This window comes from Lamprobacter modestohalophilus (assembly GCF_016583905.1).
GTDB classification, from domain to species: Bacteria; Pseudomonadota; Gammaproteobacteria; order Chromatiales; family Chromatiaceae; genus Lamprobacter; species Lamprobacter modestohalophilus.
Window position 1 is genome coordinate 125961 of the sequence record NZ_NRRY01000006.1, and the last position, 22459, is coordinate 148419.

At 61.4% G+C, this 22459-nt stretch carries 18 protein-coding genes, 1 tRNA gene and 1 pseudogene; 14 read left to right on the forward strand and 6 right to left on the reverse strand.

Annotated features, from left to right (window positions below):
* Nucleotides 1–2 precede the first annotated feature (2 nt).
* The 3 genes from CKO42_RS06055 to CKO42_RS06065 all read left to right on the forward strand — a co-directional run bounded on the left by CKO42_RS06055 (nucleotide 3) and on the right by CKO42_RS06065 (nucleotide 4878).
* Nucleotides 3–1958, forward strand: a complete 1956-nt coding sequence (locus CKO42_RS06055; protein ID WP_200240511.1) for a hypothetical protein — start codon at nucleotides 3–5, stop codon at nucleotides 1956–1958.
* A 141-nt stretch (nucleotides 1959–2099) separates the two neighbouring features.
* Complete coding sequence (locus CKO42_RS06060; protein WP_200240521.1) at nucleotides 2100–3779, forward strand: NERD domain-containing protein; 1680 nt, start codon at nucleotides 2100–2102, stop codon at nucleotides 3777–3779.
* A 142-nt stretch (nucleotides 3780–3921) separates the two neighbouring features.
* Nucleotides 3922–4878: a metallophosphoesterase gene (locus CKO42_RS06065; protein ID WP_200240530.1), complete on the forward strand. Its 957-nt coding sequence runs from the start codon at nucleotides 3922–3924 to the stop codon at nucleotides 4876–4878.
* 37 nt (nucleotides 4879–4915) lie between these two features.
* Here the strand turns inward: CKO42_RS06065 and CKO42_RS06070 are convergent, their stop codons facing one another.
* The 3 genes from CKO42_RS06070 to CKO42_RS06080 form a co-directional block, all read right to left on the reverse strand.
* Complete coding sequence (locus CKO42_RS06070; RefSeq protein WP_242479159.1) at nucleotides 4916–5377, reverse strand: CDP-archaeol synthase; 462 nt, start codon at nucleotides 5375–5377, stop codon at nucleotides 4916–4918.
* 416 nt (nucleotides 5378–5793) lie between these two features.
* Nucleotides 5794–6417 carry a DUF1294 domain-containing protein gene (locus CKO42_RS06075; protein ID WP_200240544.1) on the reverse strand — a complete coding sequence of 208 codons (624 nt, stop codon included), beginning with the start codon at nucleotides 6415–6417 and terminating at the stop codon, nucleotides 5794–5796.
* A 305-nt stretch (nucleotides 6418–6722) separates the two neighbouring features.
* Nucleotides 6723–7205, reverse strand: a complete 483-nt coding sequence (locus CKO42_RS06080) for a type II toxin-antitoxin system VapC family toxin (RefSeq protein ID WP_200240547.1) — start codon at nucleotides 7203–7205, stop codon at nucleotides 6723–6725.
* Nucleotides 7206–7942: 737 nt separating this feature from the next.
* Between CKO42_RS06080 and CKO42_RS06085 the strand changes: the two are divergent.
* Nucleotides 7943–8152, forward strand: a pseudogene (locus tag CKO42_RS06085) (tyrosine-type recombinase/integrase); the annotation flags it as partial.
* Nucleotides 8153–8247: 95 nt separating this feature from the next.
* Here CKO42_RS06085 and CKO42_RS06090 read toward each other — a convergent pair.
* Nucleotides 8248–8324 (reverse strand) — tRNA-Arg (locus CKO42_RS06090).
* A 246-nt stretch (nucleotides 8325–8570) separates the two neighbouring features.
* Entirely contained in the window at nucleotides 8571–10580 is a 2010-nt protein-coding gene (locus CKO42_RS06095; protein WP_200240564.1) for a UvrD-helicase domain-containing protein, read from the reverse strand.
* A gap of 134 nt (nucleotides 10581–10714) precedes the next feature.
* Between CKO42_RS06095 and CKO42_RS06100 the strand changes: the two genes are divergently transcribed.
* The 3 genes from CKO42_RS06100 to CKO42_RS06110 all read left to right on the forward strand — a co-directional run bounded on the left by CKO42_RS06100 (nucleotide 10715) and on the right by CKO42_RS06110 (nucleotide 13308).
* Entirely contained in the window at nucleotides 10715–11095 is a 381-nt protein-coding gene (locus CKO42_RS06100) for a DUF2782 domain-containing protein (RefSeq protein ID WP_200240572.1), read from the forward strand.
* A gap of 217 nt (nucleotides 11096–11312) precedes the next feature.
* On the forward strand, nucleotides 11313–11933 hold the full coding sequence (locus tag CKO42_RS06105; RefSeq protein WP_200240582.1) for a TRAP transporter small permease subunit: 621 nt from the start codon (nucleotides 11313–11315) through the stop codon (nucleotides 11931–11933).
* The gene (locus CKO42_RS06110) at nucleotides 11926–13308 is read left to right on the forward strand and encodes a TRAP transporter large permease (RefSeq protein ID WP_200240584.1); all 1383 of its coding nucleotides are present in this window, start codon (nucleotides 11926–11928) and stop codon (nucleotides 13306–13308) included. The genes CKO42_RS06105 and CKO42_RS06110 overlap by 8 nt, the downstream gene beginning before the upstream one ends.
* A gap of 101 nt (nucleotides 13309–13409) precedes the next feature.
* Here the strand turns inward: CKO42_RS06110 and CKO42_RS06115 are convergent, their stop codons facing one another.
* Nucleotides 13410–13760 carry a PilZ domain-containing protein gene (locus tag CKO42_RS06115; RefSeq protein WP_200240586.1) on the reverse strand — a complete coding sequence of 117 codons (351 nt, stop codon included), beginning with the start codon at nucleotides 13758–13760 and terminating at the stop codon, nucleotides 13410–13412.
* Nucleotides 13761–14033: 273 nt separating this feature from the next.
* Here CKO42_RS06115 and CKO42_RS06120 point away from each other — a divergent pair, with 273 nt between their 5' ends.
* The 7 genes from CKO42_RS06120 (at nucleotide 14034) to CKO42_RS06150 (ending at nucleotide 22394) form a co-directional block, all read left to right on the forward strand.
* Nucleotides 14034–15203 carry a PilT/PilU family type 4a pilus ATPase gene (locus CKO42_RS06120; RefSeq protein WP_200240588.1) on the forward strand — a complete coding sequence of 390 codons (1170 nt, stop codon included), beginning with the start codon at nucleotides 14034–14036 and terminating at the stop codon, nucleotides 15201–15203.
* A 126-nt stretch (nucleotides 15204–15329) separates the two neighbouring features.
* Nucleotides 15330–16385, forward strand: a complete 1056-nt coding sequence (locus tag CKO42_RS06125) for a PilT/PilU family type 4a pilus ATPase (protein ID WP_200240596.1) — start codon at nucleotides 15330–15332, stop codon at nucleotides 16383–16385.
* 91 nt (nucleotides 16386–16476) lie between these two features.
* A complete protein-coding gene (locus tag CKO42_RS06130) occupies nucleotides 16477–17058 on the forward strand; it encodes a peptidylprolyl isomerase (RefSeq protein WP_200240598.1) in 582 nt (193 codons plus the stop codon).
* Nucleotides 17059–17353: 295 nt separating this feature from the next.
* Nucleotides 17354–18103: an aquaporin Z gene (gene aqpZ, locus CKO42_RS06135; protein WP_200240601.1), complete on the forward strand. Its 750-nt coding sequence runs from the start codon at nucleotides 17354–17356 to the stop codon at nucleotides 18101–18103.
* 308 nt (nucleotides 18104–18411) lie between these two features.
* Nucleotides 18412–18789 carry a hypothetical protein gene (locus CKO42_RS06140; protein ID WP_200240603.1) on the forward strand — a complete coding sequence of 126 codons (378 nt, stop codon included), beginning with the start codon at nucleotides 18412–18414 and terminating at the stop codon, nucleotides 18787–18789.
* Nucleotides 18790–18933: 144 nt separating this feature from the next.
* Entirely contained in the window at nucleotides 18934–19101 is a 168-nt protein-coding gene (locus CKO42_RS06145; RefSeq protein WP_200240605.1) for a hypothetical protein, read from the forward strand.
* Nucleotides 19102–19157: 56 nt separating this feature from the next.
* Nucleotides 19158–22394, forward strand: coding sequence for a mechanosensitive ion channel domain-containing protein (locus CKO42_RS06150; protein WP_200240613.1), 3237 nt, complete (start codon nucleotides 19158–19160; stop codon nucleotides 22392–22394).
* The last annotated feature ends 65 nt before the right edge of the window (nucleotides 22395–22459 follow it).

The following is a 22459-nucleotide window of genomic DNA, read 5'->3' on the forward strand; positions in this document are numbered from 1 at the left end:
TAGTGGCCGACCCCGAGAAACCTTCCCTGGAATTGACCCAGCCAGCGAGTGCTGCGGCGCCGACTGCGGCAGGGAGCGCGACTGCAGCGCCGACTGCGACTGCGGCCGGAACCGCTCATGCGACTGCGGTGCCGGCTGCCGCTGCCGTATCGGCTGCCGCGCCGGGGCGAGCGCGATCGGAGCCTTGGTATCTGGTGACCAATCAGCTCAACCTGATGTACCTGCTGGCCATGGGCCTGGTGACCGGTCCCAAGGGCTTTGGCCGCAAGTATTACGCCGATACGCTCGCTTGGGCGCCGGGCTGGATTCCGTTGTTTGCCGACGGTATCCCACCGGCGGCCCTGGCGCAGGTCACCTCCGAAGCGGACCATCTGCAGCCGGTGATCGCCAGCTTTGACCTGGGCGCGCTGCGGGGTCCGATCCAGGCGCTCGACCCACAGGGCCGGTTGCGAGCCCTGCAATGGCCCGAGGAGGCGCAGGGCGACGAAACCCTGCTCTTTATCCCCGCGCCGCTGCCGATCGGCTGGCTGCAAGCGATCATCTTTGCGTCCAAGGAGCAGAAGGCGCTGATCCGCGAGCAAGCCGCCGATTATGCCAACGTCCCCCTCGGTGCTTACAAGCAGCGCGTCAACGCGCGACTGTTCGCCGCGGCGTCGAAGTCGGCATCGGCATCGGCATCGGCCTTGGCATCGGCTTTGGCATCGGCCTTGGCATTGAGATCCGCGTCGACATTCGAATCGGCATTGAACTCTCCATCGGCATTGAGATCCGCCTTGACATCCGAATCGGCATTGAGTTCTCCATCGGCATGGGCATCGGCATCGCTGTCAGCATTGATCTTGCCCGAGCCGATTGATGGGCTGTCGCTACCGTTGCCGGATCAAGACGCGTCGGTGCAGCAGGTCTCCGCGGTCGGCGCGGTGCAGGCGATGCTGGTCGGGCTTGGCAATCGCGGTGACGCCCTGGTGACTGCGGGGCAATCGCTGAGCGATCCTGAACTGCCCAAGCCTGAGCTGCCCAAACCTGGGCTGACCGACCCGGAGGAGACGGCAGCGCAGTCGTCCGTCGAAGACCCGCTGCTGCGTGCGCTGCTGACCTGGGCGCTGGGCGAGAACAGCGCGGCAAACGCCGATCTGCATGGCCGCATCCTGGCGCGGTTGCTCAGCGCGATCGTTGATGTTAAGACTCAGGCCGACGAGGCGCCAGCGGGCGAGGGCTGCCCGCCGGACATCCAGCAGGTCATCTTGGATCTGCTCGAGGCCGAACGGACCAGGCTCGCGGAGCCGAAATGGCAGGAGGCCCTGAAACGACTGATTGCCGATCTGAAGGGATGCCTTGGGCTGGGCGACGCGACCATCTCCGAGCTGTTCCAGCGCCATCAAAAGCCGTTCTCCCGCGGCCTGCTGCTCTTCTTCCTGCGTCAGCGCGGTCAGGAATTGCTCGAGCTTTCGGAGCGCTTCGATCAGCCCCTGTTGACCGATCAGGATCTGGTGGTGGCGGCAGCCCTGTTCGGTGCCCGTAGTGGTTGGCTGGAACTGCCAGGGTCGATCAAAGACCTGCCAGGCCTGAGCTCGGCGATTACCCATCGCATGGCCGCGCTGGCGCACCGGCAGCGCGGGACCGGTCTTGAATTAGGGTCTGCACCGGCACGCGTCGAGCCGCTGCGCGAACTGATGACGAGAAAGGGCGGGGGAGGTGGCTTGAGCAAGCGGCAGCAGGAAGGCGCCCTTGCGCTGGCCCGTGGCATGGGCTGGCAGGAGGTTCTGAAGACCAGAATTAGCCTCGGCAAAGGGGATTACCGGCTGCAGGTTGCTGGCAATGGCGTTCAGCTGCTGCTCGATGGTGAGGTCAAGGCGGTGACCGTGGATGTCGATCAGGCGCGATTGCTTGAGCTGCTGGCGCGTACGGCGATTCCAAGCCGCATTGATGCTGAGGTGCGAAAGCGGTTGAGGGGATGAAGGTGATCTCAAAATGACAACTGGGCGCTGCAGAGATTCAATCATCGATTGGACTGAAAGGGCCCCCTTAGCTGCCCGATACTCATCAGTGGGCACGGGCCGTTCGATTGCCACTTGTCGGATGATTGCTCAGGCGCAACGATGAAACTCATCCCCTCAACACCGCGGGAGACCAAGAGCAGCGCCGAGCGCCGCCTGTTCGACCGGCTACGAACGGCATTCGAGCCGGATCAGCCCTTCGAGCCAGATCAGCCCTTCCAGCGGAATCAGCCCTCTGGTCGGGAGCAAGCGCCCTTCGAGCCTGGTCAGCACGCCCCATTGACTGCCTTTCATTCGCTGAATCTGACCCGCCACGCCTATAAGCGCTTCGGCGAGATCGATTTCGTCATCGTCGGGCCACAGGGAATCTTGGTGTTGGAGGTCAAAGGGGGCGGCATCGCTTGCCATGCTGGCATCTGGTCTTCAAGGGATCGCAGCGGCACCTTGACGCGGCTGAAAGAGAGTCCGTTTCGACAGGCTGAATGGGCCATGCATGGCCTGCGCAGCCGCTTGGAGTCGGCGTTGCCGCCGGGCATTGTCGGGCAATTCCTCTGGGGCTATGGTGTCGTCTTTCCCGATTGCGATTGGTCCATTGAGGGGGCTGAGTGGGACCAGCCGATGATCGCCGACGCCAGGGCGAGCCGGAACATGACGTCTTGGCTCTCTGCGCTCTACCGTTATTGGCAGGAGCGGGAAGGCCGTCGGCGAGCGCCAGCATCCGCCGATGCGCTGGCGCAGGTGATCGGCTTCTTGCGCCCAGAGGTTGATGTCGGCATCCCGTTGCATGGTGTCTTAGAGGAACTGGAAACGCGTGTCGCTGCGCTGACCAAGGAGCAGATGGCGCTGCTCGATATCGTCGACGCCAATGCCCGAGTCCTCTGCAGCGGCGGCGCGGGCACCGGCAAGACCTTTCTGGCGCTCGAGTTGGCGCGTCGCTGGGCGGCCTCTGGTCGGCAGCTGCTGCTGGCCTGCCAATCACCCTGGCTGAAGCACTGGCTGGAGACGCGCTTCGCGATTCCAGGGGTCAGCGTCAGCGTTGCGAACACTGTGCGATCCGCCGCACGGCGTGCCGGTGTCGATCGCTTTGATGCGTTGATCGTGGATGAAGGACAGGATCTGTTGAGCTTAGACAGGCTGCAGGCGCTCGATGGCATCCTCAGCGGCGGCTTGCAGGCTGGGCGCTGGTGCTTCTTCCACGATGTCAATCATCAAGCCGGCTATTTCGGCCAGCCTGACCCCGCTGCATTGGCGCTGTTGGAATCCTGCGCTGCGGCGAAGATGCCACTGACGCGCAACTGCCGGAACACGCGCCAGATCATGGGGCATATTCAGTCCAGGTTAGGCTTGGCGATGGGCACGCGCGGCACCGGCGATGGTCCGGAGGTGGTCGGGCATCAGGTCAGGAGCAGCGAGGAGGCGGCTAGGCTGTTGGCCTCGGAGCTTGACCGGTTGATGGGTCGCGGAGGACTCTCGCCAAGCGAGATCACCATCCTCTCGCCGAAGCCCTTTGCCGACTCGACGGCGGCTCGCTTATCGGGAAAGCATACCGCTGAATTGATCGAGCTTGACGAATTCGCGCTGCGCCATTTTCCACCCGCAAAGGTCAGCTTTGCCGAGATCGTGAGCTTCAAGGGCCTGGAGAATGAGGCCGTGATCCTGATCGACCTGTGCCAGGCCGGTCAGGCACCGCGATCGATCGCGGATCAGTATGTCGGCATGAGCCGAGCTCGTTCATTGCTGATTGTGATTTCTGTTGTGGCTGACCGGCGGAACAAGGAATGATGATCGCATTGCAACCTTATCGTCTGAGCGAGCACCCTGCGGCGTGGTCGGCTTATCAGGGAAATTCCCTTGCCGTATGCAAGATGTTTAAGACGATAAGGGCGTCGCTGAGCAGATTGACGAAGACAATATAAGGCAGACGATGACCAACGCACCGCTCCCCCCCGAACTCGAAGCACTGATCCCCCGCATCGGCCACACCCATCTGCGCCGGCGTCTCGGCCTCGAGCAAGAGCATGACGCCTTTGCCTTCAACCGCCCCGGTGCGCATTTCTTCTATCCGGAGAACTGGTACTCGGTGCATGGCTTCATCCGCCACGCGCTCAGGCTCGTTGGGCTCTATCAGCGGGCGCAGGACAACACCCGCAAGATCCGTATTCAGCCGCATCGCTTGCTGATCCGTGGGCTGCCGGAGGCCTTCGTCGGCCTGCGCATCCTCCATCTGAGCGACCTGCATACCGATCTCGACCGGCGCATCACCACCTCCATCGCCGAGCGCCTACAAGGGCTCAGTTATGATCTCTGTGTCCTGACCGGCGATTATCGCGCCAAGACCTACGGCCCGATCGACGAGGCGCTTTCTGGCATGGCCAGCATCCGCACCCAGCTGCAAGGCCCGGTCTATGCGGTGCTGGGCAACCACGACAGCATCCGTCTGGTGCCTGGCCTAGAGGCGATGCAGATCCAGATCCTCTTGAATGAGACTGCGGTGATCGAGCGTGACGGACAACGGCTGTACCTCGCCGGTATCGACGATGCGCACTACTACCAGGTGCACAACATCGACAAGGTCGCCGCTGAGATCCCCGACGGTGCCGCCGCGCTGCTGCTCTCGCATACCCCGGAGATCTACCTGCATGCCGCCTATGCTGGCTTTGCCGCGATGCTCTGTGGCCATACCCATGGTGGCCAGATCTGTCTGCCTGGACAGATTGCGCTGTTTTGGGATGCGCGTTGCCCGCGGCGCCTCGCCGCTGGTGCCTGGGGGCATGGCGAGATGGTCGGCTATACCTCGATGGGTACCGGTTCATCGGTGGTTCCAGCGCGTCTCAACTGTTTGCCAGAGATCACCTTGCACGAGCTGGTTGCCTCGTCATAGCAAGGTGACCGGCCTAGCGATCTGGCCGGCCTACGCGCTAGCGGTCGTCTGAGCGCAGTCGCCTCGGGAGCAGATTGGTCAGCAGCAGATGGATGATCAAAAACGTGCCGACCACGAGCCCCAGATCAATCCAGTCCAAATCCAGCCAGAAGGTTGCGATCAGCGCCGGAAACAGCGCTTCTGGAATCTGATCGAGTCCGGGCGCGTCGGTGCTCGAGGCGAGCCCGAGTCGGCGTTTCAGGAAGCTCGCCATCAGATCGCCCATCATCGCTGCGCCGCCGACCGCCATCCCCAGCCAGACAGGCCAGCCAATGAGCAGCGCCAGCAGCGGGGTTGCGATCAGGGCCGCTGCGAGCCCACGCCAGGTCTTTGAAGGGCCGAGCAATGGCTGGCCGTTCGGCAGTTGCCAGCCGCTATCAACCGGTCGTGCATCTCGGCGCCCGAGCCAGTGCCCTAGCAGCCATGGCGCCGCGTTGGCGCCCGCGATGAGCGTGACCAATAGGAGATCAGTGATTATCCTTGAGGCTTCCATTGCTGTCAGGGTTTTTCTGTCAGCGGTAATAATATCGATTACATCAGCAAAGTAGCGTATAGAATACGCTGCTCCTTTAAAAATTCAGTTTGATAAAGTGCGATCCGTTTCAGCAGCCATCTGTGGCGTGGCCATTTTCTGCGCTATTAACAGGGATTCGATACCAAAGCGTTTCAGATAAAATTTAGAAATCTCGTTTGTTATTCAAGATTGAAACTCAAAATCTCTCTTGTTTTTTTCGTTGGTTGTTAATTTTTCTTTGACTAACGCCATGCATAACGTATGGCTAAGGCGACCCAAACCGCGCTGGCACCATAGGCACCATAGCCTATAATTTAACCCCCAAGTTCGATGCGCGGTTTGGGGTCGCCTTGAGCCTTTTGTTAGCCCCGTTGTATGTTTTGAAGCAGGAAATTCAGAGTTTCTGAACCTTTGGCGCTGAACAGCCAGAAGAAGCCAGACAAATTTAGCGCCACTGTTACCCAAAAAACAAACCTGAAAGATTCTTTCTTGGATTTGTGCCGCAACTTCTGTTGAGCTATTAGTGCGCCAGGCCAGCCGCCAGCTAAAGAAAGGAAATGCAACGTGCTTTCCTGTGTTCGCCATGCTCCTTTTTGCGCTGCCGATTTGTCTAATGCGTAGGCTCCAAAAGTTATTAGGCTTAGTGCAAGGTAAAACACCAGAATAATTGCTGGCAATTTACCTACAAGCACTGCAGCGCCAACTATTCCAAAAAATATTACAGCTATCGCAATGAAAGCTGCCCCTGTTTTCTTCTTGTCTTGTTCTCGAAGTTTATCCCCTGTTAAAGTTGCGTTTGCGGCACATGGACGTCCCTGCTGATCAGAGGAAATATTGTATGTGACTATGTGTCCTAATTCTGGACGGCGGCTTCGATTTTTGAATGCTTTGATATGTACAAATACTTGCTTTCCTCCTGAAATAGGTGAAATAAAGCCATATCCTCTTTCCTCATTCCACGACGTCAGCGTTCCTTTAGTGCGCATATGAGTTCTTCTTGGCTAACGCAACGTTCAGCCGAGCCGGTTAAGCGAGAGCGAAACCGGCTTCGGCTGGAGCACCGTTAGGCGATTTGATTTGTTCGTATCGTTGCCTGGTAATCAATTCGACCCAGGCCCCTTTAATTTAACTCTCCGTCTTTTGGAGCAAGTGTTTCGGGCCGGGGTTAAGCACAGGGCGTTTTGATTGCAATTCCCGCTCTCGGAGTGCGGCAATAATGCGCCGTAGATCATGTCCGTAAGCGGTGGCATGTTCTTCCCGATACTTTCGCATTTCCTCGACGATCGGGTCTTCAATCATTAGATGTACCTCCAAGTTCTTCTGGCGAGCAAAGTAAGGGGCAAACGTAGCCGAGTGATTCCACGACACGAGTGATTAATTTCTTGGTTTCGGTGTTGTTGATATGCTTGAAGTTCCAGGTGAGCAGATAATCTACTCCTTGGGTCGCAGCGATGGCAATGTGAAGGGCGTCATCTTCGCTGCCAGTGGGTATGGCATTTTCTGCAATGAGTTTTTCAGAAAGGAAGAGAGCGTTATCCGTAGCGGCAAGGCTTGGAATCTGTTCAATGAGCGCGAGTCGGCGTTTAGCAGCCGAAGGATCTCCGCGCCCGATTTCGTCTTCAACCAGAGCTGATACTCTCAAGTCAAAGCGCTGCCTATCACTTTCCCACCACTCAAGCGTCAGTGCTTGGCGGCCTGCGACGATGACATCGCGACTGGGACGGGAAACCAGATAGCTGATTACCGAGGACTCAATGTAGACAACAGGCTTCATTTGCTTTGGTTCGGTTGCGCATCTCTCGGAAGCTAACAGTTGATTAGGCAGAATGTAGGTCAGGTGTACTAGGCAGATTCTGTCTATCTCGGTTAGCATAGAATCCGCCTAGTTTGCCGTGAGGGTGCCTTGCCCCACTCTTAGATTAAACGCCACCCCCGTTTCGTCCGCAGAACCGAAGCTAGCAAGTGTCTACTCCGAGCGCAAAGAAAAAATCCGCTGTCGAGCGAACCTGGGATCAGTTTGTTGATCGAGCGCAGAATAACGGCGTCAATCAGCAGCGTTACGCTGGCATGTTCACCTGCTGAAGCTTACCGAAATGCGTTTCCTGACAAGCGCCTATCGAGCCACAGCCTGCAGGATGTCACTGGCTACCTGGACAACTTAGGTAGGTTAGACAGACTTTCGGACTGGCAGTTTGTCCAAATCTCGAGGCGATCGAGAACTTGCTCATCACCGCGGGAGCTGCGGTAGCGTCTGAGGTCGATTGGGCCTACTGGCGAGATTCCGCCCGGGCACTACAGCATCAGCATTCCACGCTAGCTCGCGAGACCAGCGCGGCGCACCCGCAACCAAACACGCATTCGACGCTGCCCACGACGACAACGCTTGCGCCAAAAGACAGACGCCAATCGGCCATGGACCAGGTCCGCGCTCAACATCCGTTACTACTGCAGCGACTGATCGCTGAGATCCGCCGGCGTCACTATTTTATGGGTTGCAGAAGGCGATCAAGGTCGCACGCTCAGCGTGCGGGTATCAACAAAAAGGTCAATTGCCACTGCTTGCGGCATTCCTTTGCGACGCATCTGTTGGAGTTTGGCTACGATATCCGCACCGTGCAGGAACTGCTCGGTCATGCGGATGTGTCGACCACGATGATTTACACCCATGTACTGAATCGTGGCGGGCAGGGCGTGAGGAGCCCCTTGGATCACCTTGGTTGAAGCTCAGCTGTGACCACCACAAGCGTACGTCGGGGGCGGTTTGTCAGCGGATGGCGACTAGCGAGGCTGCGGCGAGCACGACTGCGCCGCAGAATTGGCGCGCCCGACAGGATTCGAACCTGTGACCCCTGCCTTCGGAGGGCAGTACTCTATCCAGCTGAGCTACGGGCGCGTGATGGGGATTGGGTATCCCGCGAGAGGGTCTGTCAGCGGCTTTCAGACCGCTGAAGGGCACTTAGGATAGCGCGATCGGTTGCAGGCGTCCATGGCTACTCCGCCGATCTTTCGACCCCTGCCTTCGGAGGGTAGTGCACGATCGATCTGTGTTCTGAAGCGGAGGTTCACGCTCAAGTCGTTGCAGGCTTGGCCGGGTTGAGCGACTCGCGCTTGTGAGTGTGCGCTTGTCATCTCGAGTACCTCACTTCGGCCGCGCCAACAACGCCTTCAACGCCTCAAGATGCGCCTTGCCGTGCTCGCGGCGCTCGGCCTCGTCGACCGGCTCTTGGTCGACGAAGTAGAGATCGGCCTTTGGCAACTCTTCCAGAAACCGGCTCGGCTCGCAGAGCACCTGCTCGCCATAACGCCGACGGTGGCGCGCGAGGCTGAGGTTGAGCCGATTGCGGGCGCGGGTGATGCCGACATAGGCCAGCCGTCGCTCCTCTTCGATGTTGTCGTCCTCGATGCTGTTGCGGTGCGGTAGCAGCTCTTCTTCCATGCCGACCAGGAAGACCTCCGGGAACTCGAGTCCCTTGGCCGCGTGCAGGGTCATCAGCGAGACCCGGTCGCCGCCTTCCTCCTCGTCCTGGCGCTCGAGCACATCCAACAACGTCAGATGGGCGACCATCTCTGGCAGCGTGCCTTCCTGCAAGGCGCCCTTCTTGAGTGCCTCGAGCCAGCCGATCAGCTCGTTGACGTTCTCGATGCGTCGCTCGGCCACCTTCAGGCTCGAGCTGCTGTCCTTAAGCCAGCCGCTGTAGTCGCTCTGATCGACTAGGGCGCGGACGGCGCCGATCGGATCGGCGTTGGCGCGTTGCTGATAGTGCTCGAGCCAGGCCCTGAAGTCGGCCAGGCGCCGCCGCTGGCGTTCTGTCAGATGCTCGGCCAGCGCGAGATCGGTGCAGGCGCTGAACAGACTGGTCTGGCGCTGCGCGGCGACCGTTGCGAGCTTTTCCAGTGTGCCGGGGCCGATCTCGCGGCGCGGCACGTTGATGATGCGCAGAAAGGCGGCGTCATCGTCCGGGTTGGCGATCAGGCGCAGATAGGCCATCACATCCTTGACCTCGGTGCGGGCGAAGAAGGCCGTGCCGCCGGAGAGGAAGTAGGGGATGTTCAGCGTTCGCAGCGCCTTCTCGAACGGGCGCGCCTGATGGTTGCCACGGTAGAGGATGGCATAGTCCCCATAGGCGCGGCCCTTGGTCTGATGGCCGTGCAGGATCTCGGTGGCGACGCGCTCGGCCTCATGGGCCTCGTCGCGGCACTGCAGCAGGCGCGCGCGATCGCCCGGCTCGAGTGCGCTCCAGAGTTGTTTCTCGAACAGGTGCGGGTTGTTGGCGATCAGTCCGTTGGCGAGATTCAGGATGCGTCCAGAGGAGCGGTAGTTCTGATCCAACATGATCACCTTGAGCAGTGGGAAGTCGTCCTTCAGACGCGCCAGGTTCTCCGGTCGTGCGCCACGCCAGGCGTAGATGGATTGGTCGTCGTCGCCGACCACGGTGAAGGCGCCATCCGGACCGACCAAGAGCTTTACCAGTTCGTACTGGGCGTTGTTGGTGTCCTGATACTCGTCGACCAGCAGATGCCGGATGCGGCCTTGCCAGTACTCGCGCACCGCGGGTACCTCGCGCAGCAGACGCACCGGGCGCAGGATCAGGTCGTCGAAATCGACCGCGTTGTAGGCGGCGAGGCTGCGTTCGTAGCGGGCATAGAATCGCGCCAGGCCGGCCTCGAAGTCGTCTTCGGCCTTACTCTCAGCGCGCGCGGGGTCGATCATGCCGTTCTTCCAATGCGAGATCCGCGACAGCGCCGCCGCTGGACTGGCCGCTTCGTCCAAGCCCGCCTCGCGCAGATGCTCTTTCAGGATCTGCTCACCGTCTTGCGGGTCGACCAGCGAGAAGCCCGGGCGCAGATCGCTATGGGCGATCTCGCGCCGCAACAGCTCGAGGCCGAAGGTGTGGAAGGTCGAGACCCGCAGCCCATGACCGGCGCGGCCCTTGACCAGATGCCCGACGCGCGTCTTCATCTCGCGCGCGGCCTTGTTGGTGAAGGTCAGCGCGACGATGGCACGCGCCGCGACTCCACGCTCGCCGATCAGGTGGGCGATCTTTTGCGTGATGACGCGCGTCTTGCCGGAGCCGGCGCAGGCGATCACCAGCAGCGGGCCTTGGCAGTAGCGCACGGCATCGATCTGCCGTGGGTTCAGGCCTCTCATCAATAGACTCCCGTTTGGACAATCGAGAAATGAAGAAAATGAAGAAAGAGAGAGATGGGGAGCAAGCCCGTTGGGCGCGCAGGTCCGCCTCGGGCTAAACTAGGCGCCCAAATCCTGCATCGAGCCCGAGGCCCATGTCAGCGTCTGCATTTTTACCGTCCTCCGCCCGTCTTGGCCTTGCGGCCCTGCTCTTGTTGTGTGTGGTGCTCGCGCCCGCGACGTTGCGTGCGCAAGCCGACTCAGGTGGCGGGTTCCTCTCTGCCCCCGAGGTGCCGTCGATCCCCGGTCGCTACGCCGGCGATAGCGCGAGCGCCCCCGAGGTCACCATCACCGAGACCGAGGAAGGCACGGTCTACGAGTATCGGGTCAAGGGGCAAGTCTACATGGTCAAGATCCAGCCCACCGTTGGGCCTCCGTATTTTTTGCTCGACACGAATGGCGATGGGGTGCTCGATGTGGAGGAGCGTCAGGCGCCTGATCTCGCGGTGCCGCAGTGGCTGTTGTTCAGCTGGTAGACCTTGAGGATGCGACCTGGAAGGGTGACCTCCGATGACGCTGTCTGCTTGTACGACCGGATATGATGAGCGATGAAGGCTAGGTTTAGCGGCTTGTGTCGCTCCGCGATCAGTCGGAACGAGCCGAGCCCGTGGATCTAGCCGATCGAATCGATCTCATGATATGGATCTCATCGTATCGATCTCATCATATCGATCTCGCGGAGCACCTGATCGCATGAACCAGGATTCTTCGAGCGGGCCGAAGCCCGGCCTGCTGCGAGTCGCCGAGCATCTCGAATGGATCAACCATTCCATCGGGGCTCTGGTCGCCTGGCTAGCCCTAGCGATGGTGCTGATGACCTTCGTCGTGGTGGTGCTGCGCTACGTCTTCGACTCCGGCTCGATCGCGCTGCAAGAGTCGGTGACCTACATGTACGCGATCCTATTCATGCTTGGTGCCGCCTACACGCTGCAGCAGGATGGTCACGTCCGCGTCGATATCCTCTATCAGCGTTTCTCGCGTCGCGGCCGGGCCTGGGTCAATCTGCTCGGCACCCTCTTCCTGTTGGTTCCCGTCTCGGTGTTCCTGCTGCTCTCCTCCTGGGGCTATGTCGCCGACTCCTGGGCGGTCAAGGAAGGCTCGCGTGAGGCCGGTGGTCTCCCTGGGGTCTGGCTGCTCAAGACGCTGTTGTTGGTCATGCCGGCGTTGATGCTGGTGCAAGGGCTGATCTGGGTGCTGCGCAACGGCCTGTTTCTCGCCGGCGTCGACGCCGCCCTCGCTGATCCAGACGAGGACTCAGCTCGCGTCGCCGACAGCGCGGCCGCGTCGCCATTGAAGACCAACACCGATGGCTGAGCTGATGCCCCTGCTGCTGGTGTTGGCAGTCGGCGTTGTGCTGCTGCTGGGGTATCCGGTGGCCTTGTCCTTAGGGGGCACCGCCCTGGTGATCGCCTTGGTCGGTGAATGGTTTGGCTATTTCGATCACGCCTTCATCGAGGCCCTGCCGAATCGGGTCTATGGCGTGATGACCAATGGGACCCTGATCGCGGTGCCGCTGTTCGTGTTCATGGGCGTGATGCTGGAGCGCTCGCGGGTGGCCGAGAACCTGCTCGACACCATGGCGCTGCTGTTCGGGCCCATGCGCGGTGGGCTCGGTATCTCGGTGACCCTGGTCGGCATGCTGCTCGCCGCGAGCACCGGCATCGTTGGCGCCACTGTGGTTACGATGGGCCTGCTGACCTTGCCGACCATGCTCAGGCGGCATTACGACCCCAGCGTGGCTGCCGGCACTATCTGCGCCTCAGGCACGCTGGGGCAGATCATTCCGCCCTCGATCGTGTTGGTGCTGCTCGGCGACGTGCTCTCTTCGGCCTACCAGCAGGCGCAGCTCGATATGGGTATCTTCTCGCCAGACACGGTCTCGGTTGGCGACCTGTTCATTGGTGCACTGATCCCCGGGCTGATGCTCGTGGCCGGCTACATCATCTATATGATTGGCGTGGCGATCTTCCGCCCACAGGCGGTGCCAGCCATTCCGGTCGGCGAGCGGCCGCGGCACGATGCGCGTTTCTGGCTGCGGGTGTTGCAGGTGCTGCTGCCGCCACTGGTGCTGATCGTGGCGGTGCTGGGCTCGATCCTGTATGGCGTTGCCACGCCCACCGAGGCGGCATCGGTCGGTGCGGTTGGGGCCATGCTGCTCGCTGCCGTGCATCGGCAGCTCGGTCTCGACACACTGTTGGCGGTGGTGCGTCAAACCACGATCGTTACCAGCATGGTGTTCCTGATCTTCATCGGCGCGGCGATCTTCTCGCTGGTATTCCGCGGCTTTGGCGGCGACGAGTTGGTGACCGAGTTCTTGAGTGACTTGCCGGGCGGCACGGTGGGTGCGGTGGCGCTGGTGATGTTGGTGCTGTTCCTGCTCGGCTTCATCCTTGATTTCATCGAGATCACCTTCGTGGTGGTCCCCATCGTCGGGCCGGTGCTGCTGGCCATGGGGCTCGATCCGGTCTGGCTCGGCGTGATGATCGCGATCAACCTGCAGACATCGTTCCTGACGCCGCCGTTCGGTTTCGCGCTGTTCTATCTGCGGGGGGTCGCGCCGCCCGAGCTGAGCACTGGCGAGATCTACCGCGGGGTGGCGCCATTCATCCTGATTCAGCTGTTGATGCTGGCGACCCTGGCCCTGTTCCCGGGGCTTGCCACCTGGCTGCCGGGTCAGGTCTATCAGTAATGGCTGGGTTTGCGCCGGAGTTCAGGATGGGCCGTTTGGCGATCGGCAGTCTAGCGATGGACCGTTTGGGCGCCCGGGTTTGATCGGCGAGGTGTGGGCTGTTACGCCCGGAGCGGATCAGTGCTGTCAGCAGCAACCAGGGGCGGCATGGCAGCGCTGGTGTCGTCGATGAGCGCTTGAAAGAGGGCGGTCTGAGTGGTCTGGAACATCACGCCGATGCCGCTGTTGTCGCCGTGGATCACAATCGCGGGCAGCAACCAGCGCTTGCCGAGGGCGCGCAGCTCGAGTTCGATCTGGGTTCCGGGTGGCAGCGTGAGTGCCTTGACCGACAAGAACATGCCGCCCGACGAGACAGTGCGCGCCGTCGCGGTGAGGAATGGGCGCTTGTGGTAGCGGATGTAGACTGGCAGATCCAGCCGGTGTCGAGCGCAATAGCGTCTTTCCCCAACCATCTTTTTTCTCCTACTTTTGTTCTTACTGTCGCTGACTTTCTGATGATGATCCGGCATCTTAGACGTTTAACTTTACCATCAAGTTCAACTTCGATGACGGCTGCATGACCATGGCCCGAAGTTCCGAATTCCGAAGCCGTTGTTGCCGCGGATCGGTATCACGCGGATACTGCGGCAGCGCTTGACCAAGTGCGATTCGCGACGGGCTAAGGATCAGGGCGCGTCGCCTCCCCGTAAGAGGAAGCGATTGCTTCACGGCTACAGAGACCGCTTATGGATCGTCAACAAGCCGCCAAGTTCGTGCTCGATTGCTTGCGCACCATGCTGGCGCGCAAGGGCTCAGACCTGTTTATCTCGGCGGGTTTTCCGCCCGCCTGTAAGTTCGATGGCAAGCTGACGCCGCTGAGTCAGCAGGCCTTGAAACCGGAGCAGACGGCGCTCTTGACGCGCTCGATCATGAATGATCAACAGGTGCGTCAATTTGACGCGAGCAAGGAATGCAACTTCGCCATCAGCCCGCCGGGGATCGGCCGCTTTCGCGTCAATGCCTTCGTCCAGCAAGGCCATCCCGGCCTGGTCCTGCGCACCATCCCGACCGAGATCCCGACCGCCGAGCAACTCGGTCTGCCACCCATCCTGCCGGAGCTGGTGCTCTCCAAGCGTGGGCTGATCTTGGTGGTGGGCGGCACCGGGTCGGGTAAGTCGACCACGCTGGCCGCCATGCTCGGGCATCGCAACCGCGAGACCTATGGCCATATCATCACCATCGAAGACCCGGTCGAGTTCGTCCACGCGCATCAGCACTGCCTGATCACCCAGCGCGAGGTGGGCGTGGATACCGAGTCCTGGGATCACGCCTTGGTCAATACCCTGCGCCAGGCGCCGGATGTGATCCTGATCGGCGAGATCCGCGCGCGCGAGACCATGGAACACGCGATCAACTTCTCCGAGACCGGCCATCTCTGTCTCTCGACGCTGCACGCGAACAGTGCTAACCAGGCCCTGGACCGCATCATCAATCTGTTCCCCGAGGAGCGCCGTGCGCAGCTGCTGATGGATCTCTCGCTGAACCTGCGTGCGATCATCTCGCAGCGGCTGTTGCCGAAGGTCGGCGGCGGGCGCGTCGCCGCGATCGAGATCATGATCAACTCGCCGCTGATCCAAGATCTGATCTTCAAAGGCAAGGTGCACGAGATCAAGACCATCATGCAGCGTTCAAAGGAGCAGGGCATGCAGACCTTCGACATGGCCCTGTTCGATCTCTATGAGGCCGGCGTGATCACCTATGAAGATGCACTGCGCAGCGCCGATTCCATGAATGAGCTCCGGTTGCGTGTGAAGTTGGAGGGCAAGGATGCCGTCGCGGCTGAGTCGTTGGGCGATGAGGATGGATTCTCGATCTTGGGCGATAACGATCTGCCGGCCGAGCAGGAGCAAACCTAGCCGCGCCGTTCGCTGAAATAAGCGCCGCATCGCCCAGGTGGCGAGGCGCCATGTCCGTTAGCGTGAAATAGGCGCTTCATCGTCCGGGTGGCGAGGCGCCATGTCCATTAACCGAGCGAGGTCCGCATGGATTTCAAGCCCTATCTCGAGATGATGGTCGCAAAGAAGGCGTCCGACGTCTTCATCAGCGCGGGCTCGCCGGTGCAGATCAAGATCGACGGCAAGCTGCATCGCATCGGTGAGACCAATTACACGCCGGCGCTGTGCCGGGAGGCGGTCTACTCGCTGCTGAACGAGCCGCAGATCAGCGCGCTCGAGCGCGAGCGTGAGATCGATGTCGGCATCGGGCTCGAGGGGCGCGGACGCTTCCGCATCAACGCCTTCCATCAATGTGGATCGCTGGCGATGGTGATCCGCTATCTGCCGGCCGAGATCCCGAGCGTCGATGAGCTAGGGCTGCCAGAGGTGCTGAAGGGCATCGTCATGCAGCGGCGCGGCATTGTGCTCATGGTCGGCGCGACGGGCTCCGGCAAGTCGACCACGCTGGCGGCGATGATCGATCATCGCAACAGCAACAGCCGTGGCCACATCCTGACCATCGAAGATCCGGTCGAGTACGTGCATCCGCACAAGGGCTGTATCGTCAATCAACGCGAGTTGGGGATGGATACCTTGTCCTATGCGGCAGCGCTAGAGAGCTCGCTGCGTGAAGCCCCGGATGTGATTCTGATCGGCGAGATCCGCAATCGCGAGACCATGGAGGCCGCCATCGAGCTTTCCGGAACTGGTCATCTGGCCATCTCGACCTTGCATGCAAACAATGCCCATCAGGCCATGGAGCGCGTCATCAATCTGTTCCCGCAGGTGATGCACAAGACCTTGTTGATGGACCTGTCCCTCAACCTGCGCGCGATCATCGCCCAGCGCCTAGTGCGAACGGTCGACGACAAACGCACCGCGGCGGTCGAGATCTTGATCAACACGCCGCATATCTCGGACCTGATCCGCGAAGGCCAGATCGATGAGATCAGCGAGGCGATGGCCGGCAGCAGCGAGGGTGGCATGGTCACCTTCGACGATGCGCTGCTCGGGCTCTATCGCGAAGGGCGGATCAGCCTCGACGAGTGTCTGGCCCATGCCGATTCGGCAGCGAATCTGGAGGCGCGGATCAACTTTGGTTAACCACTCCGCCGCGTCTTGCCGGCTTTCATCGAACAACTGCTGTTGCTCGTGGACTGACTTTGACATCCATTCAAACTGAGGAGAGAGATCCATGGTCCGATTCAACACCCAGCCTGCTCGCCAGGCCATTGCATTCGGTGCACTGCTGGCGTTTGCCAGCAGCGCGGTGCTGGCCGAGAACCCGAAGGTGGCGATGGACGTGACCATCGGCGGCGAGCCGGCTGGCACTATCGAGGCCGAGCTCTTCGCCGATGTGGTGCCGAAGACCGCCGAGAACTTCCGCGTGCTCTGCAGCGGCGAGCAGGGTGAAGATATGCGCTACGCCGGCAGCCCGTATCATCGCATCATCCCAGGTTTCATGATCCAGGGCGGTGACTTCACCAACGGCAATGGCACCGGCGGCAAGTCGATCTACGGCGAAAAGTTCGCTGATGAGAACTTTGAGCTCAAGCACACCGAAGCCGGTCTGCTTTCAATGGCCAATGCCGGCCCGAATACCAACGGCTCGCAGTTCTTCATCACCGTCGCGCCCACGCCTTGGCTCGACGGTCGCCATGTCGTCTTCGGCAAGGTGACCTCGGGAATGGATGTGGTCGAGACCATGGAAGAGCAGGGCTCGCGCCAGGGTCGCACCAAGACCGACGTGATGATGAGCGACTGCCGGGTGCTCTGAGGTCTGAGGCGGGCAAAGGATTCGCTGTGGTCCTGAGCTTTGATCAGCGAATCCTTGCGTCGAAGAAAAACCACGCAGATCACCCTCGCCCGCATCCCGCATCCCGCATCCCGCATCCCGCATCCCGCATCCCGCATCCCGCATCCCGCATCCCGCTCCTCGCGACTGCGGCAGACGTGAGTTAAAAAAACCATAGCATTCAGGCGCCAAGGCGGCTACATTTCGTTCGCCTGGCATTGTCCATGGCGCTTTTGTGCTCTACAGGTTTTTAACTGACTCATTGAGGATCGCAAATTTGCCACTCTTTAAACGCTCGGTCGCCGAATTCATCGGTACCTTTTGGCTCGTCCTTGGTGGCTGCGGCAGCGCGGTGCTGGCTGCCGGATTCCCCGAGGTTGGCATTGGCCTGCTCGGGGTCTCGCTTGCGTTTGGTCTTACTGTGCTGACCATGGTCTATGCCATTGGTCATATCTCCGGCTGCCATTTGAATCCGGCTGTCTCGGTCGGGCTCGCCGTTGGTGGACGTTTCTCCTGGGGCGATTTGCCGCTGTATGTGGTTGCGCAGGTGCTGGGCGCTATCGTCGCCGCCTATCTGCTCTACTTCATCGCGAGTGGCCAAGAGGGCTTTACGCTGACCGCTAATGCGCTGGCGGTGAATGGCTATGGCGAGTTGTCACCGGGTGGGTACAGCATGATGGCCGGCTTCGTGACCGAGGTCGTGATGACCATGATGTTCTTGCTGATCATCCTGGGCGCGACCGATAAGCGGGCGTCGGGCGTTGCCGCCGGCATTGCCATCGGTCTGGCACTGACCCTGATCCACCTGATCAGCATCCCGGTCACCAATACCTCGGTCAACCCGGCCCGTAGCACGGGTCCCGCGATCGCGCTGATGACGGGTGGCTATGGTCAGGCCCTTGGCCAGTTGTGGATGTTCTGGGTCGCTCCGCTCATTGGTGCGGCGTTGGCCGGCCTGATCTATAACCTGTTTGCGAGCGCCGACGAGCCGTCGGAGATTGAGAAGCTGGGTGGCGAAGTCGCCTAACCGGCGCGCCAGTTTGACGCAGCGTTAACGCAGCGTTGACGCAGCGCCGGCCTCCCGGTCGGCGCTGTCTTTCTCAGTTAGAGAACCTCCCCCTGACGGTCGGTGATGTCCCGATGACATCGCGCCGCTCAGCGCGTCCCGACGACCTAAAGCGCGAGAAAAGACCAGCAAGGCTGGTATGCGCTTGTCCGGCAATCGCCCAAACTTCCGTTGTCGCTGCCCAGTCGCTTGGCTATGATGCGACCGCCGTTATGGCAATTCGGTTTGATCTGCCCGGGCTTCATCAGGCCCTTGTGTCGGAGGAATTTTTGAACCCCAACCTCTTGTCGATAGGTCGTTGGCTTGCGCCACTCGCTATGATTGGTGCCATTGCGGGCTGCTTCAGCTCGGCAACCGTGATTCCGATGGCGGATGGTCATTATCAGGTGATCGCCACCGGTTACAGCGAGACTGGGGCGCTCAATGAAGCGCTCGAGGAAGCGAATGCCCGTTGTGCCGCGCGTGGGTTAGAGGCCTATGTCCTGACGCGGGAGAGTCAGTATCAGGGCATCGACAAGGATGCGGCGCTGATCATCGACACGGTCTCAGCGATCGCCAGGGCGGCCGGCTCCAGCGGCTCCTATGTCTCGACGCGAGGTCCCGAGGACTATCGTGCGGTGCTGACCTTCAAGTGCGGTCCGCAGTAGACCGTGTATCGCGTGCATACTGCGCAGAGTCCGTAGAGACGCTTTAGTTGTCGGATTCTGCAGGAAAACCGTGCTTCGATTCTCGGCTTCAACGATCTTCCGCTCGCGATCGGTTGTCCCTGCACTGCGAGCCGGGGAGTTCTGATGCGCGCATGCCTACTGATCACCATCCTGCTGCTCACCGGCGCGGCAGCTGCCGATGTCAGCATCCCCGATCTGCGCGACATCGAGCGCGAGAACACGCGGCTCGAGGGCTGGATCGAGGAGGTTGATGCGGCGAAACGGCGCGGGAGACTCGGCGCACACAGCTGACCGAGCAGCTCGAGCGCGAAGAGCTAAGCCTGTCGAAAGCTGAGGTTTCGCCGCGGATGCTCGGCGAGGCGCGGCTTGAGCTCGACGCCGCCGAGTCGCGGCTGGCCGTGATCGAAGGCCGCATCGAACAGCGCTTGTTGTCAGCGGAGCGGCTGCGTAAGCAGCTTATCCGGCTCGATCGCGCGGTCGGCGCCCCGGATGGCGACATCGACGATGTGCGCAACGAGGTGGCGCGGGATCTGCTCGCCGAGCAGCTCGCGCTGACCAAGCGCGTGGTCGACAGCTTCAGGCAGATCGCGCAGGTCACGCGTGGCAATTCGGCACTGCTGCGCGAGCGCCTTCGCCTGTTACAGAGCCGCTTGCAGTTGAGCGCGCTGGAGGGCGGAACCCTGTTCAACCCGGACCCGCGCCTGGACATGCTGGAGTCGGTGATCGCCGATCATCTGCGCCGGGCGGCGCAGCTCGGCGCGCGCCTGCAGGAAGCAGAGCGCAGCGAGCCACTAGCGCCAGCGCAGCGCCGCGCACTGGCGGCACGGGCTGACGACGCGCTGATCCGCAGTGTCCTGCGTCAAAACGACTTGGAGCTGCTGTTGGCGGGCAACGCCCTGGACGATCTCGAGGCCTTGCGCCGCGATGAGTCGATGCCGCTGCATGTGCTGCGCGGCGCCAAGGAGCGGGTGGTCGGTCTCGCCGAGGGGCTGACGCGTATCCAATCCTTGATTGACGCTCAGCGTCGTGTGCTCCGATCGAAGCAGGTGGCGCTGGAGAAGCAACTCCTGGTGAACGAGCTGGAGCCGGCGCTGCTCGACGATCTCGGTATCGCGCTCGACTTCCAGCAAGCCGACATCGATGCCATGACGGCGCGCATCGCTGCTGAGCGGGATGTCTTCGACCGCATCATCGCCGAGCGTTACGTCGCATCCCTGGGCCATCATCGCGGGCTACCCGACAGCGCTGCGGCTTGGGGCCGAGTCGCCCACAATGCAGCTCAGCTGCCGGGGTCGCTTCGGCAGATGGTCGCGGCCGTGGTCGAACAGTTCAGGCAGGCGGTTTTCGGCGCCGGTGCAGCCCTGCAATGGTTGGCCGTGGCCGGTGCAGCGCTGCTGGTCCTGCTGTTGCTCTGGGGCGCGCGCGGGGTTCGGCTCTGGGTCGAGCGGCAGCCTGAGGATGGCAAGTTGGCGCTGTTCGGGCGCGCGCTGGCTCGGTCATTGCCCGCGGCCATCCCCGCCGCCTTGTGGCTGCTTGCCGAAACCTTGTTCGGCATCACCGGCGACTCCATCCGGGCTATCGCGCTCCTGCTGTTGCTGCCACCGCTGACCCTGTTCGTGCTGACGCTGGTGCGCGAGCTACTGTGCGCGCCGGACGCGATGACCGGGGTGCTGTCGGCATCGGCATCGGAGCCCCTGTTGCATTCAGCGCGCACCTACTCGATGGATGACGAGGTTGAAGACGGCAAGGAGGAGCCGGTGGCGGTGCCGGCAGCCAATCCGGAGGAGCGGCCGCCTGAGCACGCCGATGAGGTCGATGTTGAGGTCGACGCTGAGGTCGACGAGGCGCCGGGCGGCAGCCGCCCGCTAGCGCCGTTGCCGACATCGGCGACCGGACCAGTTCCGAGCAGCAGCGCCCCGCTCGAGGCGTCGCCGACACCGGCAGCCCCGCTGCAGCACCCGCTTCCGCGCCCGCAAGGTCTGAGTCGCGCTGCCATATTGGCGACCGAGCTATCCAGCGCCCCGGCACGCTTCTACCGGAAACTGCGCATCGGTCTGTTGTTGGCAACCGTTGTCGCCGGCCTGTTCATTCTGGTGCGGTCGCTGACTGTCGCCCCGATTCTGGCGGATCTCATCGATCGCGTTGCGATGCTCGGGGTGTTGGCGCTGGCGATTCCCGCCTTTGCGCTGCGGGGTCTTTTGGAGCGTCTCGCCCGAACCGCTGCCCGGGGGCGACGCCGCTGGGTCGCCGTGTCGGCATCGATCTCGCGGCTGCTGCCAGTATTCCTACTCGGTGTCGGGCTGCTTGGTCTAGTGGGCTTTATCAACCTCGCATGGGCCTTGCTGATCTATCTCGCCTGGCTGGTGGTCGTTGGCTTGCTGCTGCTGTTGGTGATCGGCTTGCTCTCCGATGTCCGGGATTACAGCGTTGAACGGTTGCTGGCGCCGGCCGTTCAGGAGACGACGGCCGTCATGCCATCGGACAGCGCGTTGGCTGCCTCGGGCTCGGGCGCCAATGCCCGAGTCGAGGACAACGCGGCTGCCGATGCCGGCGCTGGCGAAAGCGCGCCGCCGCCAGCCAATGAGCTGGCAGACTTCTGGCGTACCCATTTTGTCGAGCCGGGCTATCGGCTCGGCGTCTTGCTGTCGTTCATTGGTGCGGGCTGGCTTTTGTTCTACCTCTGGGGCTGGCACATGGAGACACCGGTGGTGCGCTGGGTGCTCGGGGTGATCAATACCCGGCTCTTCGAACTCGGCGAGTCGGCCTTCACGATCGCCGATATCTTGCTCGCGTTCGCCCTTGTTGGCAGCGTCTTCTACATCGGTGGCTGGAGTCAGCAGGTCAGCTACAACATCGCCTATCGCAGCGTCCGCGATGCCGGCCTGCGCCAGGCGCTGGCGACCTTTACCCAGTACGTCGTCATCGTCGCTGGTGTGCTGCTGGCGATGAAGATCATCGGCTTTGATCTGACCACGCTCACGGTCTTCGCGGCCAGTCTCGGCGTCGGTATCGGCTTTGGCCTGCAAAACATCATCAACAACTTTGTCTCGGGCATCCTGCTGCTGGCCGAGCGGCCGCTGCGTGTGGGCGATTTCGTCAGCATCGGCAGCAACCTGGGCAATGTCACGCGGATCGGCATCCGCTCGCTGACCATGCGCACCTTGGATAAACAGGAGGTCATCATCCCGAATGGATCGGTCATCAGCGGCGAATTCACCAACTGGACGCGTAGCGATGATCTGCTGCGGAACGTGCACTACATCGGCATCCATTATGACGATGATCCGGAGCTGGCCATCCGCCTCATCGAGGCTGTCCTCAGCGAGCATCCGCATGTGCTCAAGGACCCGGCGCCGGGTGTCTTCTTGTGGGAATACGCCGACTCAGCGGTGAGCATCCGCGTGCAGTACTGTTTTCGCATGAATGAGGGACCGGGCGGCTTGGTGATCCGCTCCGATGTGCTGCTCGCGATCGGGCGCCGCTTCCGTGAGCAGGGTGTCCGCATCCCCTATCCGCAGCGCGATGTCAGGATGCAGTTGGATGAAGTGAGTCAGCGGGCTATGGTTGGGGCTTTTGGTGGGTGATGTGGTGAGTAGTGAGTGGTGAGTGGTGAGTGGTGAGTAGTGAGTGGTGAGTGGTGAGTGGTGAG